General features: G+C 71.8%; 13 protein-coding genes. 3 read left to right on the forward strand and 10 right to left on the reverse strand.

Going from position 1 to position 14,143, the window contains the following annotated elements; genetic code table 11:
• Window positions 1–2 precede the first annotated feature (2 nt).
• Window positions 3–1,115: a glycerophosphodiester phosphodiesterase gene (locus tag ACIA6A_RS39715; protein WP_396103308.1), complete on the reverse strand. Its 1,113-nt coding sequence runs from the start codon at window positions 1,113–1,115 to the stop codon at window positions 3–5.
• A gap of 201 nt (window positions 1,116–1,316) precedes the next feature.
• Here ACIA6A_RS39715 and ACIA6A_RS39720 point away from each other — a divergent pair, with 201 nt between their 5' ends.
• On the forward strand, window positions 1,317–1,877 hold the full coding sequence (locus ACIA6A_RS39720; RefSeq protein ID WP_396103309.1) for a hypothetical protein: 561 nt from the start codon (window positions 1,317–1,319) through the stop codon (window positions 1,875–1,877).
• A gap of 72 nt (window positions 1,878–1,949) precedes the next feature.
• Here ACIA6A_RS39720 and ACIA6A_RS39725 read toward each other — a convergent pair whose 3' ends face one another.
• From ACIA6A_RS39725 to ACIA6A_RS39740, 4 genes are read right to left on the reverse strand one after another with little or no spacing between them, the layout of a single operon-like run.
• Window positions 1,950–5,030: an SUMF1/EgtB/PvdO family nonheme iron enzyme gene (locus ACIA6A_RS39725; RefSeq protein ID WP_396103311.1), complete on the reverse strand. Its 3,081-nt coding sequence runs from the start codon at window positions 5,028–5,030 to the stop codon at window positions 1,950–1,952.
• A 1-nt stretch (window position 5,031) separates the two neighbouring features.
• Window positions 5,032–5,778, reverse strand: coding sequence for an SDR family NAD(P)-dependent oxidoreductase (locus ACIA6A_RS39730; protein WP_396103312.1), 747 nt, complete (start codon window positions 5,776–5,778; stop codon window positions 5,032–5,034).
• Complete coding sequence (locus ACIA6A_RS39735; RefSeq protein WP_396103313.1) at window positions 5,775–6,695, reverse strand: DMT family transporter; 921 nt, start codon at window positions 6,693–6,695, stop codon at window positions 5,775–5,777. The genes ACIA6A_RS39730 and ACIA6A_RS39735 overlap by 4 nt, the downstream gene beginning before the upstream one ends.
• Complete coding sequence (locus tag ACIA6A_RS39740) at window positions 6,682–7,518, reverse strand: fructose-bisphosphate aldolase (protein WP_396103315.1); 837 nt, start codon at window positions 7,516–7,518, stop codon at window positions 6,682–6,684. Before ACIA6A_RS39740 ends, ACIA6A_RS39735 begins: the two co-directional genes overlap by 14 nt.
• A gap of 90 nt (window positions 7,519–7,608) precedes the next feature.
• On the opposite strand from ACIA6A_RS39740, the gene ACIA6A_RS39745 reads away from it, so the two are divergent.
• On the forward strand, window positions 7,609–7,779 hold the full coding sequence (locus ACIA6A_RS39745) for a hypothetical protein (RefSeq protein ID WP_396103316.1): 171 nt from the start codon (window positions 7,609–7,611) through the stop codon (window positions 7,777–7,779).
• A 14-nt stretch (window positions 7,780–7,793) separates the two neighbouring features.
• On the opposite strand, the gene ACIA6A_RS39750 is transcribed toward ACIA6A_RS39745, so the two are convergent.
• From ACIA6A_RS39750 to ACIA6A_RS39765, 4 genes are all read right to left on the reverse strand, one after another.
• Window positions 7,794–8,309 (reverse strand): pyridoxamine 5'-phosphate oxidase family protein, encoded by a 516-nt coding sequence (locus tag ACIA6A_RS39750; RefSeq protein ID WP_396103317.1) that lies wholly within the window; start codon window positions 8,307–8,309, stop codon window positions 7,794–7,796.
• A 53-nt stretch (window positions 8,310–8,362) separates the two neighbouring features.
• Window positions 8,363–8,848: a SigE family RNA polymerase sigma factor gene (locus tag ACIA6A_RS39755; RefSeq protein ID WP_396103319.1), complete on the reverse strand. Its 486-nt coding sequence runs from the start codon at window positions 8,846–8,848 to the stop codon at window positions 8,363–8,365.
• Window positions 8,849–8,855: 7 nt separating this feature from the next.
• On the reverse strand, window positions 8,856–9,683 hold the full coding sequence (locus tag ACIA6A_RS39760) for a hypothetical protein (protein WP_396103321.1): 828 nt from the start codon (window positions 9,681–9,683) through the stop codon (window positions 8,856–8,858).
• Between the two features lie 82 nt (window positions 9,684–9,765).
• On the reverse strand, window positions 9,766–10,599 hold the full coding sequence (locus ACIA6A_RS39765) for an enoyl-CoA hydratase/isomerase family protein (RefSeq protein ID WP_396103322.1): 834 nt from the start codon (window positions 10,597–10,599) through the stop codon (window positions 9,766–9,768).
• A gap of 111 nt (window positions 10,600–10,710) precedes the next feature.
• On the opposite strand from ACIA6A_RS39765, the gene ACIA6A_RS39770 reads away from it, so the two are divergent.
• Window positions 10,711–11,130 (forward strand): winged helix-turn-helix transcriptional regulator, encoded by a 420-nt coding sequence (locus tag ACIA6A_RS39770; protein WP_396103324.1) that lies wholly within the window; start codon window positions 10,711–10,713, stop codon window positions 11,128–11,130.
• Here ACIA6A_RS39770 and ACIA6A_RS39775 read toward each other — a convergent pair.
• Complete coding sequence (locus ACIA6A_RS39775) at window positions 11,117–14,104, reverse strand: efflux RND transporter permease subunit (RefSeq protein WP_396103325.1); 2,988 nt, start codon at window positions 14,102–14,104, stop codon at window positions 11,117–11,119. The two genes, ACIA6A_RS39770 and ACIA6A_RS39775, sit on opposite strands and share 14 nt — an antisense overlap.
• Between the last annotated feature and the right edge of the window lie 39 nt (window positions 14,105–14,143).

Below are 14,143 nucleotides of genomic sequence, written 5' to 3' on the forward strand. Positions count from 1 at the left end.
TGTCAGACGTGGGCGAAAGCGACGCTCCGGGCCAGGACCCCGATGTCGGGCTGATCGGTGAACAGGCCGTCCAGGCCGGTCCTGAGGAACGTGACCTGCTCGTCGATCGCCCGGCCGTAGGCCGTCGGGTCGGTGCCGACGCGGTATTCCACCGGGAGGAACTGGTTCTCCGCACGGAACGTGTACGGCATGACCGCGATGCCTGCCGCGTGCGCGTCGGCGACCAGCGTCGTCGGCGTGCCCAGCGTGTTCTCGGCGGTGCGGGGGATGATCTGGTTCTTCTCCGGGCCGATGCCGTCGATGAAGCGGGCGAGCCGGCGCAGACCCGCCGGGGTCAGGTACTCGGCGTACGTCCTCGGGTCGTCGAACGGTGCGCCGGTCCCGCTCGTGAGGAAAATGAGTGGGACTCTCACTTTGTGGTCCTCGCGGAGGCGTTCCAGGTTCGCGGCCTCGAACGACTGCACGAACACCTTGGCCTCGTGCCGGTCCAGGCCGTTGCGGCGCAGCGCCTGCACCAGCGGCGTCTCGAGGTCCAGGCCGAGGCGGCGGAAGTAGGTCGGGTGCTTCGTCTCCGGGAACACGCCGATCTCGCGGTCGAGCTCCTTGGACAGCCGCTTGCGCAGGTCGAGGATCTCCTGGAACGTCGGCACCTGGAACAGCCCGTCGTAGAGCGTGTTGTGCTGGCGGACCTGCGGGATGCGCTCGGTCGCGCGCAGCGTCTTGAGCTCCGCGAGGGTGAAGTCGTGGGTGAACCACCCCGTCACCGAGACGCCGTCCAGCAGCACGGTGCGCCGGCGCGACGCGAACTCCGGCCGCGACGCGACGTCGGTGGTGCCGCCGATCTCCGGCTCGTGCCGGGCGACGAGCACGTGGTCCTTCGTGGAGACGAGGTCGGGCTCCATGAAGTCGGCGCCCATCCGGGCGGCCAGCTCGTACGAGGCCAGGGTGTGCTCGGGCCGGTAGCCCGACGCCCCACGGTGACCGACGACCAGCGAGCCGCCGGGCCGGTGGCGGCCCGGGTCCCCGGCGAGCGCGGGTGCCGCCGTGACCCCGAGGACGGCCGGTGCTCCGGCGGCGAGGGCGCCCAGCCGCAGCACCTGTCGGCGATCTGCCACGATCTTCCTCCACGGGGAACGACCGGCGACCATCGCCGGACCCCCGGCCTGAAGTTCAGGTGATCAGCGCGACACGACGGCGAAGACGCCATGTCCGGAAGGCAAACGACGCCGGAAGGTCAACCGGCGCACACCCGGGCCGGCGGTACGGGATCACCGCGTCCCTTGAGGTGTGCCGTGCGGGCGGCCTACCGTTGAGGCGTGGGAATTCTTGAGGACCGCTCGGACGAGATCCTCGCCGCCCCGGGCCGGGCCCGGCGCCCCAACGCCGGACCGGTGCCGCACCAGCCCCGCCGGGTCGGCCGCACCGAGTTGACCTGGCTGCTCGGCCGGTCCGTACTGGAGGCCCGGGTGCAGCTCGTCTGCCAGGAATACCGCCTGGTCCCCGCGTCGGGCCCGGTCGGCTCGGGCCTCTCGCGCGCCTACCGCTCCCCGGCGGCCGGCGTCGAGCTCGCCGCCGACGCGCACGGCACGGTCACCACGATCGTGCTGCACTTCCACGGCGAGGACGACTTCATCCCGTACGAGGGGACGATCCCCGGCGGTGCGGGCAGCGTCCCCCGGCGCTCGCGGATCTGGGCCATGCTCGGGCGCCCGGACGAGACCGGAGCCCCCTGGCGGGACCGTTTCCTCGACACCTACGGCCCATGGGACAGGTGGCTGCTGGGCGACTTCGCCCTGCACGCCCGCTACGCCCCGGACGCCGAGCGCCTCGACCGGGTGACCCTGACCCTGCCCACCCACCTGCCCCGAGCCGCCTGACCCCAGCCGCCAGAGAAAGGGCCGCCAGAGAAGGGGCCGCCAGAGAAGGGTCGGCCGGAGAAGAGGCCGCGCTCAGCGTGCGAGGCGGAATCCGAGGTCGTCGTTGCGGACGAAGCAGTGCCCCCGGCCGCGGTAGGCGCTCCGGGCCCGGATCCCGTGGTGCCGCCAGGACCCGCCCCGGCAGATACGCAGCGCCCCGGGCAGGTCGGAGGCAGGTCGGTCCGGGGCATTCGGGTACGGGTACGGCTGGTATTCGGTCGCCGTCCACTCGAACACGTTGCCGGCCATGTCGTGACAGCCATGAGCGCTGACCCCGCCGGGGAAGACGCCCACCGGTGTCGTGGTCCTGATGTGCAGCTCGAAGGTGTTCGCCGACCGGGGCTCGGACGGGAGGGCCGGGCCGGCCGCCGCTTCCCACTCGTGTTCGGTGGGCAGCCGGACGGCGGTGCCCGTCGTGGCGGCCAGCCAGGAACAGTAGGCCTCGGCCTCGTACACGCTGACGCCGACGACCGGGCACGACGGGTGGTTGAGCCGGTCGTCGTGCCAGTAGCCGGGCCGGCGCGGGGCACCGCGGCCGTAGACGTCGGCGAGCGCCTGGTGGAGCTGCTCATCCGTCATGCTGGTCAGCTTGACCATGCCGACCGCTTGCGCGAGCGTCGCCGCGCCCCGGGCGAGCATGTCCACCGGCAGGCGGGGCCGGCGCCGGAGGTTGTCCCGCTTCTTGATCCACTCCTCGGCGATCCGGTCGAGGAGACCGTCGCCCGCGAGCCAGCTCCGGGCGGACGCGGTGCGCCACCAGCGGTCGTCCTGGTATCCGCCGGCGGCGACGAACAGTGCGTACTCGGCGTTGGTCACCGGCGTGACGGCGATCTCGAAGGCCGGCAGCTCGACCTCGTGGGCGGGTCGCTCCAGCTGGTACGGCGTGTCGTCGGCGCCGATGCGGTGCCGTCCCGCCGCGACCGTGACGAAACGTGGCAGCGCGGCCGCGCCGTACCGTCCCTCGGCCCGGTCGAAGCGGGCATCGGGAAGCCCGCCCAGCACCCGGCCGTACGCGATCCGGGCCCGGAGGTCCTCGCCCCGATCGTCGAGCCCGGCCAGCAGCCGCCCGGCGACCGCCCGGCGCACCTCGTCGGAGCACCGCACGTCACCGGCGGCGGCGCAGCGACCGGCGAGCGCCGGGTTGACCTCGAGGATCTGCAGCACGAAGGCGTCCGGATCCGCGGCCACGGCGGCGGCCATGACGGCGGTCTCCTCCCACCCGGTCGTCGCCAGCGGCGGGAGCGGTTCACCGGCGGCGAGGTGGCCCAGCTGGGTCTCGAGCGGGGGTACGACGTTCCCGGCTCGGGTGTCGACCGCGAGGTGCCGCAGGTCGGGGTCGGCGCTGAGCTGACGGGCGGCGAAGAACTCCTGCAGGAGCTGGTGGAAGAAGCGGATCGTCTCCTCGTGCTCGTCGAGGATGCCGGTGTCGAAACCGACGAGCAGGGTGGCCTCCGCGAGCCGGGCCAGACCGTTGAGCAGGGCGACCGCGGTGCGGTAGTCCACCGCGACCGTGCCCTTGTCCTGCCCGGGCCTGGTCGTCTGCATCTGATACGCGAGCCGGGTGAGGGCGGGGATGAACTGGCCCCCGTCGGGCAGCCACAGGGGGTCCTTCACCCCGTCGCGCAACCGCCGCTGTTCACGTTCGGTCAGCAGTTCGGGGTCGGCCAGGCGCTGGTTCCCGGCGAGGATCTCCCGGCGCAGCAGCTCGCGGATCATGGTGGTGAACGCGTCGGCCCGGCCGACCGGGACGGTACCGATCGCCCGCACCTGGCTCACCAGCAGGCGCATCATGTACGGGGTCCGGTAGAGAGACATCGTGTGCGCGTCGCGGAGCAGCGTGCTCCGGGCGAGTTCACCGTGCTCGGGAAGATGCAGATCGAGGTACGAGATCACCTGCTCCCGGGACATGGGCGCGAGGCGGATGTGCGGGACGCCGACGTCCTTAGTGCTCAGCATCGCGCCGTAGTCCAGGGTGCGGCAGGTGAAGACGGCGCGGTTGCCGGCGATGTCGCGGATCTGCTCGTACAGGAACGCCCGCCAGGCGTCGATCCGCCGGCGCAGGTCGGCGGCGTCGAAGTGCGCGATCTCGTTCAGCCCGTCGACGAGCAGCAGCACCCGGCCTTCGGCCAGGAACCGCTGCAACGGCGGCAGCAGGGGGTTGCGTGCCGCCCATCGCTGCGTCAGCCATTGCAGCGGGTCCGGGATCTGGCCGGCCTGACCGAGCCCGAACTCGGCCAGCGAGACGCTGAACGGGACCACCGGCTCCGGGCTGCCGCCGGTGACAGCCCGGCTCGCGACGTCCATCTCCAGCCGCCGCAACAGTGTCGTCTTACCCGATCCCGGTGCGCCGAGCAGGACGTACGCGAACGAGCTGGAATGGTCGAGGATGTCGTCGAGGTCGTCGCTCTCGCGGGTGCTGGGCATCGTGACCCACCGGTCCGGGGAGGCGGTGCCCTCGTCGTACACCAGCGTCAGGCGCACGAACCGGCGATCCAGCTGGTATTGCGGTCCGCACCAGCGCGCGTAGCAGGCGACGTAGTAGTCCAGCAGGTCGCGCGCTTTGTGGACCTGGATCTCGCGGAGCTGTTCGGGCCGCAGTGCCACCGGCTCGCCGGGATTGCGCAGCGCGTGCAGGACCGCGTACAGCGAGCCGTTCACGTTTCTCGCCGGGGCGAGGGGCGTCGTGACGACGGCGTCCGGCGGCGACGGTGGCCGCCGGTCGGGGGCGAGCCGGAGCCGGGTCAGCAGTTCCGCCACCAGTGCCGGCCAGGCGCCGTCGAGCCGGCCGGACCATTCGAGTCGCTGGAAGGGCAGGAGCTGGTAATGCATGGGGGCGCCGTCGAGCCGGATGATGTGCAGCGGTTTGCGGTTCTTGTAGAAGTAGAACCATTCGTTGAACACCTCGACGGATTCGCCGGCCGCCGCGGTGAGCAGCAGCACCATGCAGTCGGCTTCGCGCAGCGCCTGGTCGACGGCGACCGCCCACCGATCGGTGTGCTGGATGCGCGCGGTGTCGAGCCAGGTGACGTACCCGGCCCCGGTGAGGTCGTCGTGCAGGCGCAGCGCGATGTCGGCGGAATCCCGCTGGTACGAGATGAAGACTTTTCTGGTCACATCAGCCCCGGCCGAGAGTGAATCCCGCGTCGGCGTTGATGATCGTGCCGGTCAGGAACGGCGTCTCGGCGAGGAAGACGAACACCCCGGCGATCTCCTCAGCGGTGATGAAGCGCCGCAGCGGGATGACGTCCAGCCATTGCCGCTTCTGCTCCTCGCTCACCCGGTCCATGTACGAGGTCGCGACGAACCCCGGCGCCACCGCGTTGACCCGGACCTGCGGGGCGAGTTCCTTCGCCAGCGTCCGGGTGAAATTGTTCAGCGCGGCCTTGGCGGCCGAATAGCCCATGATCCCCTCCCGCCCGTTCGCGTCGAAGCCGCGGATCGAGGACGTGTTGATGATGGTCCCGCCACGGCCGGCCATCGCGGCCGCCGCCCGCCGGGAACACAGCACCGTCGACAGGAAATTCACGTTCATCGAACGCTGCCAGTAGTCGGCGGTCGTCTCCGCGAACGGCATGCTCTCGGTGACGCCGGCGTTGTTGACCAGGATGCCGACCGGCCCGAAGAGGGTCTCGGCCCGGTCGAACAGCGTCTCCACCTGATCCTCGACGGCGACGTCGGCCCGCACGTACGCGGCGTCGCCCCCGGCCCGGATGATCTCCTGGACCACGGCCTCGCCCTCGGCCGGGTCGGTACGCGAGTTGACCACCACCCGCGCACCCCTGGCGGCCAGGGCGGCGGCGACGGCGCGGCCGATCCCCCGCGAGGACCCGGTGACGAGCGCTACCTGCCCGGACAGTGTCATGTGGAACCCCTTTGTCGCGGCGGATGCGGTGCCCGGGAGGCGTCCGCCCGGGTTGTCCCGACGGTGACCAGTGTGCCCGCGGCGAGTACCGTCAGCGCGCCCACGACGGTCAACGGATGCGGCCGTTCACCGAAAAGAGCCCATCCGGTGCCGAAGCCCGCCACCGGTTCGAGGCAGAGCAGGATCGCGGAGGACGTCGCGGAGATCCCCCGCAGCGACACCAGATAGACCACCATCGCTACGGCACTGTAGACGACACCGAGCAGCAGCAGGGCCCCGGCGGCGGCGACGGAGAGCGGCTCGACGTCGATGAGCAGCAGCGGGGCGAGGACGATCGCGGTGACCCCGAGCTGACCGGACGCCACGACCAGGGGTGCGGACGTCCGGAGCGCCTTCTTGCCGGCGAGGATCGAACCCGCGTAGGTCAGCGCGGAGACGAGGATCGTCGCCACTCCCGTCCATCCACCGGTCTCCCCGGGGCGCAGCACGAGGGCGCTGCCCGCGACGGCGGCGACGGTGGTCAGCAGCGTCGTCCCGCTGACCCGCTCGCCCAGGGTGCGCCGGGCGAGCGCGGCCACCACGATCGGAGCCAGGTAGATGCCGGTCAGGACGGTCCCGATCGGGGCACGTTGCAGGGCCATGACGAACGTCAGCCAGTGGACCGCGAGCAGGACGCCGGAGATCAGCAGCGCGCGGAGGCCGGCCCGGGGCAGGGACATGCGGAAGGACCGGTTCCGGAGAACGAGCCAGGCGCTCACCGCGACGGCCCCGAGCGCGGCACGCAAGCAGGCGATCTCCGCGGCGGGGAGGTCCAGGAACCGTACGAAAGCCCCGCTCGTGCCCCACAGCAGGGCCACCGCGGCGGTGCCGAGCGCGGACGGCACCGCACCGGCCGTCCACGACTCAGGTCGCCGCATCGACCGGGCTGTCGATCTCGTCGAGCCGGCGCGGAGGCCGGCCGTCGTGGACCACCGCCGAGAGCGACCGGACGAACCTCGCGGGGTCGGTCCGGTTGTAGGAGTTACGTCCGAAGCAGACACCCGCGGCCCCGGCCCGGATCGCTCCATGAGCATTGTCCAGGGCGTCCTCGACGGACACCTTGGGACCACCCGCGATGATCACCGGCACGCCCATGGCCGCGTCGACGACCGACGCGAAGCCCTCCAGGTCACCGGTGTACTGCGTCTTCACCAGATCGGCCCCGAGTTCGACCCCTACCCGGACGCAATGCCGGACAAGTCTCACGTACGCCGGGTTGTCCTGCTTCCTGAGCTCGAGGTAATTGTCGTCGCGGCCGTTCTCCTCGCGCCGGGGATACATGATGGCCACCAGCGGCATCCCCGAGCGGTCGCACTCCTCACCGATGACGCCGAGCGCACCGAGCATCGACGACTCGAACGCCGACGAGATGTTGACGTGCACCGCCACCGCGTCGCAGCCGTCGCGCAGGGCCGCCTCCACGGTGCCGACCAGCACCTTGCGCGTGTGGTCACGGTGCACGGTGCTGCCGCTGAGGTTGCGCACGAACGGGACCGTGACACCCTCGCGCGCGCAGAGCTCGGACAGCCGGCGGTAACCGAGGATCGCGTCGGCGTGACCGGCGGTCTCCCGGATCCGCCCCAGGGGATCGATCAGGCCCTCGAACGGGCCGTTGATCAGGTCGTCGTCGAAGGGGATCATGACGAGCCGCCCGCGCCGGAACATCCGGGCCAGCCGCACCCGCTTGCCGGTAGCGCTCATGCGCCCTCCCTGATGCCAACCAGGACTGTTCGGGTGCGGTTTAGACTAGGGCGCGCCGGAAAGATGGGCTACACAAATAGAGGTGAGCTGATGCCCGAGCCGTTCGGCACGCCGGATTGGCTGCTCCGGCTGCGGGCCGGCACCCTGCCGGCCGACGAGGATCCGCTCGTCCACCTCCAGCGGCTCGCCGAGGAACTCGATCCCGCGGACAGCCTCGCCGTCTTCACCAATGTGGACGTTCCCGAGATCGACGCGGACTGAGACCGGCCGGGGCGTCAGGGGCGAAGGACGGTCGCGGGGACGTAGACGCGGCGCCCGAAACGTGGTTCGTCGAGAACGGTGAGCTCCGCGACGTCGATCCGGTAGAACGTCGCCGGCAATTCCCCCGCCAGGAAACCCTCCCGCACGTGAGGGGCCTCGGCGAACGCCGGGAACCGGTCCCGCAGGACGGCCAGCGCCGCCGGACGCTCCTCCGGCCCGGCTTCGCGCGCCGGTCCCCGCAGCTGCACTCCACGCAGACCCTCGCCGTACACCGGCGGGTCGAGAAAGACCGATGCGGCCGTACGGGGGTCGGCGCTGATGTTGCGGCTGTGCCGGGTCGTCCGTTCGCTGACGAACCACAGGGTCAGGTCGGCGTCGACGGCGAAGAACGCCTGATTGGCGTGCGGCCCCAGCTCCGGCGAAAGCGTGGCGATCGACAGGATGTCCCGGCCGGCCAGGATCTCCCGGGCGGAGGCGAGCACCGCCGCGGGATCGGGGGAATTCCCGGGGACCTGCAGTCGTGCTGCCATGTCGGTGCCGCCCTCCGCCGGTGCTGATCGGGACCCCAATCTACCGAAAGCTCTCAGGCGAACAGGGCCATGTGGTCGGGGGTCAGGAGTTCGCGGAGCTTGGCCAGGGCGCGCCGGGTCTGGGTCTTGACCACGCTGTCGGGCAGGTTCAGGACCTCCGCGGTCTGGCCCACGGTGTAGTCCTCGAAGTAGCGCAGGATGACGATCGCCCGGTCGCGGGGGGACAGCTGCGCCAGTGCCTCCAGCATGGTCAGGCGCAGGTCCGGGCTGGCGCTGCGGGCGATCTCCTCGAACTCCGCGGTGACCGTCTCGGTGGAGCTGCGCAGGCGGCGGTGGTCGAGGTAGGCACGGAACAGGATCTTCTGCGCGTACGCCACCGGGTTGTCTGCCTGGGAGACCTTGCGCCAGCTCACGTACACCTTGGTCAGGGTGGTCTGGGTGAGGTCCTGGGCGAGGTGCCAGTCGCGGCACAGCATGAACGCGGTGGTCCGCAGCCGTTCGGCGGAGGCGCGGGCGAACGTCTCGAAGTCGTCGGTCATCGCGGGCTCACCTCGCGGTCCGCGGGACGTCGGCGAAGTGTTTGGCCCCCACCGTGACCAGCTCGGCGTCCATCGCCAGGCCCCAGCGGGCGTCGGACACGACCGCCACCGCGTCGTCGCGGGTGAGCGCCGGCGGCGTCCGTCTGGTCCCGTCGGCCAGGCAGGTGGCGACGTCCATCCGCAGGCGCCCACCGTCCGGGTACCAGGCGGTCACGGTCATGCTGCGGGTGCAGTCGCCGGAGCCCTCGGACGTCTCGATGTCCACGGTGCCCGGTCTGATCTTGCGCTCGGCGACCGCGTCGAGCCGGACCCGGATCAGCCCGGGCCCGTTCCCGGTGTCCAGGTGGACCTGCGCGAACAGACCGTCGTCGGCGTTGGCGGCCGGTGCGGAGGTCCGGCCCTTCGGCAGCAGCTGGGTGAGCAGTTCGAGCACCGCCTGCGGGGTGGCCTTGAGCAGCTTGCCGGGGACGCGCTTACCGACGACCGGCGCCGACCACGTGGAGGCCACCGGCGCCGGTGCGGTGGAGACGGTCACCGACCTGGTGGGCGCGGCCGTGGGCGGCGTGGCCGGGGCGGGCGTGACCGTGGGGCGCGTGACCGGGGCCGACGCGGCCGGGGCGACCGGTTCCGGGCCGGGCGTGGTGGACGGCCACGCGAGCGCCCCGCCACCGGCGACCACGCCCAGCACCGCGACGGCCGCGCCGGTCATGGCGAGGCGGCGGTTGCGGGTGATCCGCCGGCCGTCCCGCATCGCCGTCGCCACCAGGTCGCCCAGCGGTGGTGGACGTTCGTCGTTCAGTTCCGACCGCATCAGCGCCCTCAGGTCCTCGGTCACGGCCGTCCTTCCGTGTCGGTGGCCACTGCTGTTGCTGACGTGCCGGGCCGGCCGTTCGGTGACACCGACACGGAAGGATCTCTCAGCCGGCCACCGAGCGCAGCAGTTCCTCCAGGTGGCGTTCGCCGTCGCGGGTCTGCGCGCCGGCCGCGAGGGCACCGCGGAGCAGCCGCACCGCGGCCGGCCGGGCGAACTGGCCGGCCCAGGCCTCGTGCTCGCGGAGCATCCCGGCGGCCAGGTCCGCGGGTGGCAGCGCGTGCTTGGCGGCGGCGATCGTGCCGTCCGGCAGGCCGGCGATGTGGTGGGCGATCCGGTCGACGAACGCGTCGAGCTCCTCGGCCGGCAGCGCGCGATTGACCCAGCCGTAGCGTTCCGCGGTCCCGGCGTCGAACAGGTCCGCGCCGAGGACGATCTCCAGGGCGCGGTTGCGGCCGGTGCGGTGCAGTAGGTACTGCGTGCCGCCGCCACCGGGCACGATGCCGCCGAGCGCCTCCATCTGGCCGAGCCCGGCCCGGCCGATCGCCGCGAAGCTCAGATCGGCCGCCGTGACGAACTCGGCACCGCCGCCGCGGGCCAGCCCGGCCAGCTTGACGACGGTCACCTGCGGCAGGGTACGGACGGCCTCGCCGAGCGCCTGGAAGACGTTGAGCCCGTCCGGGGCCCCGGCGGTCGGGTCGGCGACGGCGTCCGCGTCGTCGACGAGGGTCATGTCGACGTGGGCGATGAAGAATTCCGGGTCGGCGCTCTCGAACACGACGACCCGGGCGGTGTCGTCGTCACGCAGCGCGGCCAGCAGCGTCATCAGCTCGGCCATCATCGGCAGGCTGAGCACGTTGACGGGCGGGTTGTCGAGCACGACGGTGACGACACCGCGGTCGCGCGTGACGCGCAGGGTGGCGAAGGCGGGCTGAACCACGACGATCACTCCAGGGAGCTAGGTATCTGATGTATACCTATCGTTGAGTGATCGCCGGAGGCCGTCAATAACGCACTTCCGGCATATCAAGGATCCTGGAGGATACTGAGCGTGATCGACCCCGGCGACCCGGAGTGGGTTTTCAGCGCGGACTGCCCCAGCCGCCCGATCCTCGACCAGATCGCCGACAAGTGGTCGCTGATGATCATGACGGTGCTGGTGGAGCCACGTCGGTTCAACGAGATCAAGCGGCGGCTGCAGGGCGTGACACAGCGCGTGCTCACCCAGACCCTGCGCCGGCTGGAGCGCAACGGCATGATCGAGCGCCGGGTGCTGCCGACCTCGCCGGTCGGGGTGGAATATTCGCTGACACCGCTCGGGGAGTCGCTGCGCGAGCCGTTCTCCCACCTGTACGCCTGGACGCTCGAGCACGCCGACGAGATCGGCGCCCGGCAGCGCGACTACGACGCCGCGCGCGGGCAGCCCGCCGTGGGGCCACCCGCGCGGGATCCACGCGTCAGCGCGCGGTGACCAGGTCCGGCTCGGGGACAGCGGGGACGGGCCGGCCGGAGCGGCGGGTCTCGACCATCGTGTAGAGGACCGGGATCAGGACCAGGGTCAGCGCGGTCGAGCTGACCAGGCCGCCGATCACCACCACGGCGAGCGGCTGGGAGATGAAACCGCCGGCCCCGGTGATGCCGAGCCCCATCGGGAGCAGCGCGAAGATGGTCGCGAGCGCGGTCATCAGGATCGGCCGGAGCCGCCGCAGGCCGCCCTCGACGACCGCCTCGGCCACCGGCAGGCCGCGCTCACGGTACTGGTTGATCAGGTCCATCAGCACGATCGCGTTGGTGACCACGATGCCGATCAGCATCAGGATGCCGATGAGCGCCGCGAGACCGAGCGGGGTGCCGGTGACCAGCAGCAGCGCGACGGCGCCGACCAGCGCGAACGGCACCGACACCAGCAGGATCAGGGTCTGCCGGATGCTGCGGAACACCGCCACCAGCACGAGGAACACCAGCGCGATCGCGGCGGCCATGGCCAGGATCAGGCCGTTGAACGCCTCGTCCTGGTCGGCCGTGACACCACCGATCGTGTACGTGGCGCCGGCCGGCAGCCGCAGCGCCGAGACCGCGCCGGTGACGGCCGTGCTCGCGGCACCGGTGTCGTCGCCCGCCGGGGTGGCGGTGACGGTCGTGACCCGGTGGCCGTCGACGCGGGTGCGCTCGGCCGGGGACGCGCTCAGGGTGACCGTGGCGACCTGGTCGAGCCGGACGTCGCCGCCGGTCACCGGCACCGGGAGGGCCCGGACCGCGGCGAGGCTGTCCGGGGCGGTGCCGCCGGTCCGGACCACGATGTCGTGCGGGGTCCCGTCGACGGTCACCGACCGGACCGTGGTCCCGGCGACGGCCTGGCGCAACACGGCGAGGATCGCCTCGTCGGTGAGCCCACGGCGGGCGGCCTGCTCGCCCCTGGTGACGACGCTGATCCGCGGCGAGCTCTCGCCCAGGTCGCTGCGCACGTCGGTGACCTCGGGCACCCCGGCGACGGCCTGGCGCACCTGGTCGGTCGCCGCCCGCAGCGTCGCGTCGTCGGGAGCCTGGACCGACACCTGGATGTTGCTGCCCGCGACACCCGCGGCGGCCACGACGATGTCACCGGGAACCGCCTCCAGCCGCTCCCGCAGGGTCTCCTGGGAGAAATCAGGATCCAGGGTCAGCGTGTACGACGCGACGGCCCCGCTGATCCGCACCTGATAGGACGTGACGCCGTCGACCCCGTCGATCACCTGCTCGGCGCGGGCCACCGCGGCGTCGGTGGTGTCCAGGCCGGTGCCCGCCGGCAGCGTCTGGGTGATGCCGAGGCTCGTCTGCTCCGCGTCGCCCAAAAAGCTGGTCTTGAGCCCGGTGAACATCAGCGCGGTGAGCGCGAGCAGCACGGCCGCCGACCCGAGCACGGTCTTGCGGTGGTGCACCGACCAGGTGATCACCGGGAGGTACCGGCGCTGCAGGAAGCCGTCGCGTTCGTCGTCCGGTGACACCGCCTCGGTGGCGGCCGGGCCGCGCAGGAACCAGTAGGCCAGGGCCGGCACCACGGTGAGCGAGACCAGCAGCGAGGCCAGCATCGCGACGGTGACGGTGATGGCGAACGGGCTGAACAACTCGCCGATCAACCCGCCGACGAGGCCGATGGGCAGGAAGACGGCGACCGTGGTGAGGGTGGAGGCGATCACCGCGGTGGACACCTCGCGCACGGCGGTGAGGATGGCCCGGTCGCGCGGTTCGCCGTACCCGAGATGGCGTTTGATGTTCTCCAGGACCACGATGGAGTCGTCGACGACGCGGCCCACCGCCAGGGTCAGCGCGCCGAGGGTGAGCAGGTTGAGCGAGTAGTCGCGCTGCCAGACCGCGATGAGTGCGATCAGCAGCGACAGCGGGATCGACACGGCGGTGACGATCGTCGAGCGGATCGAGCGCAGGAACAGCACGATCACCAGGACCGCCATGGCGAGGCCGAGCAGGCCTTCCTCCAGCAGCCCGTGGACGGCCTGCTGGACCGCGGGGCCGTTGTCGGAGACCACGGTCAGCGCGGCGCCGTCACCCAGCGGGGCGGTCAGTTCCGGGAGCAGGTCGCGGACCTCGTCGGAGATCGACGAGGCGCTGCCGTCGTGCGTCATGGTGATCGTGATGCCGAGGCTGGGCCGGCCGTTCGTGCGGGTGATGGAGGTGGCGGGCGCGTCGGTCAGCCGCACCGACGCGACGTCCCCCAGCCGGACCGGACCGGGTGTGACCCACAGGTCCTCGATCTGGGCGAGCGAGGTGACCTCCCGGCCGACCGCCAGGCTCACGTCCTTGCCGTCGGAGCTGATGGAACCGGCCGAGGACGTGCCGCCCAGGGACGCGAGCGCGGCGGTGACCGCGGCGGCCGGGATCCCGTCCCGCGGGGTGACCGTGATCAGCTGGTCGCGGGTGCCGGAGAGGGTGACCTCGTTGACGCCGTCCACGGCCCGCAGCGCGGGCACGACACCGGTGGCGAGCCGCACCCCGAGCTGCCGCTGGTCGCCGTCGCCGGTCGCGGCCAGCGTCATGGTCGGCAGGTCGGCGAGCGATCCGGTCGCCACCTGCGGGTCGACGCCGCCGGGCAGCCGCGGCGCGAGCTGGGCGAGGGCCTGCCGGACCGCGCCGGCGGCGGCGTCGAGGTCGACCGCGTAGTCGAACGTCAGTGACACCGTCGCCGAGCCCTGCGCCGACGTCGAACGGTAGTCCTCGACGCCGTCGAGGCCCTTGAGCGCGTCCTCGATCGGCAGGACCACCTGTTGCTCGACCACCTCGGGCGCGGCGCCGGGATAGGGCACCACCACGGTGACGGCGGGGAAGGACAGGTCCGGCAGCAACTGCTGCTTGACCGCCAGGGTGGCGTAGACCCCCAGGGCGACCACGAGCACGGAAAGGAACGCCACCAACTTCCGGTTGATGACACTGATGCGCGACAAGAACAACATGGCAGCGAGTCTTCGCAAGGGCGCGGTCGCCGGCGTCAT

It is taken from the genome of Actinoplanes sp. NPDC051494 (assembly GCF_044454705.1).
Taxonomy (GTDB): Bacteria; Actinomycetota; Actinomycetes; order Mycobacteriales; family Micromonosporaceae; genus Actinoplanes.

Excerpts from the sequence above, each read along its gene's own strand:
- ACIA6A_RS39730 (WP_396103312.1), bottom strand. The coding sequence starts at position 5,778 with ATGACACTGTCCGGGCAGGTAGCGCTCGTCACCGGGTCCTCGCGGGGG.
- ACIA6A_RS39775 (WP_396103325.1), bottom strand. The coding sequence starts at position 14,104 with ATGTTGTTCTTGTCGCGCATCAGTGTCATCAACCGGAAGTTGGTGGCG.
- ACIA6A_RS39755 (WP_396103319.1), bottom strand. The coding sequence starts at position 8,848 with ATGACCGACGACTTCGAGACGTTCGCCCGCGCCTCCGCCGAACGGCTG.
- ACIA6A_RS39750 (WP_396103317.1), bottom strand. The coding sequence starts at position 8,309 with ATGGCAGCACGACTGCAGGTCCCCGGGAATTCCCCCGATCCCGCGGCG.
- ACIA6A_RS39740 (WP_396103315.1), bottom strand. The coding sequence starts at position 7,518 with ATGAGCGCTACCGGCAAGCGGGTGCGGCTGGCCCGGATGTTCCGGCGC.
- ACIA6A_RS39745 (WP_396103316.1), top strand. The coding sequence starts at position 7,609 with ATGCCCGAGCCGTTCGGCACGCCGGATTGGCTGCTCCGGCTGCGGGCC.
- ACIA6A_RS39735 (WP_396103313.1), bottom strand. The coding sequence starts at position 6,695 with ATGCGGCGACCTGAGTCGTGGACGGCCGGTGCGGTGCCGTCCGCGCTC.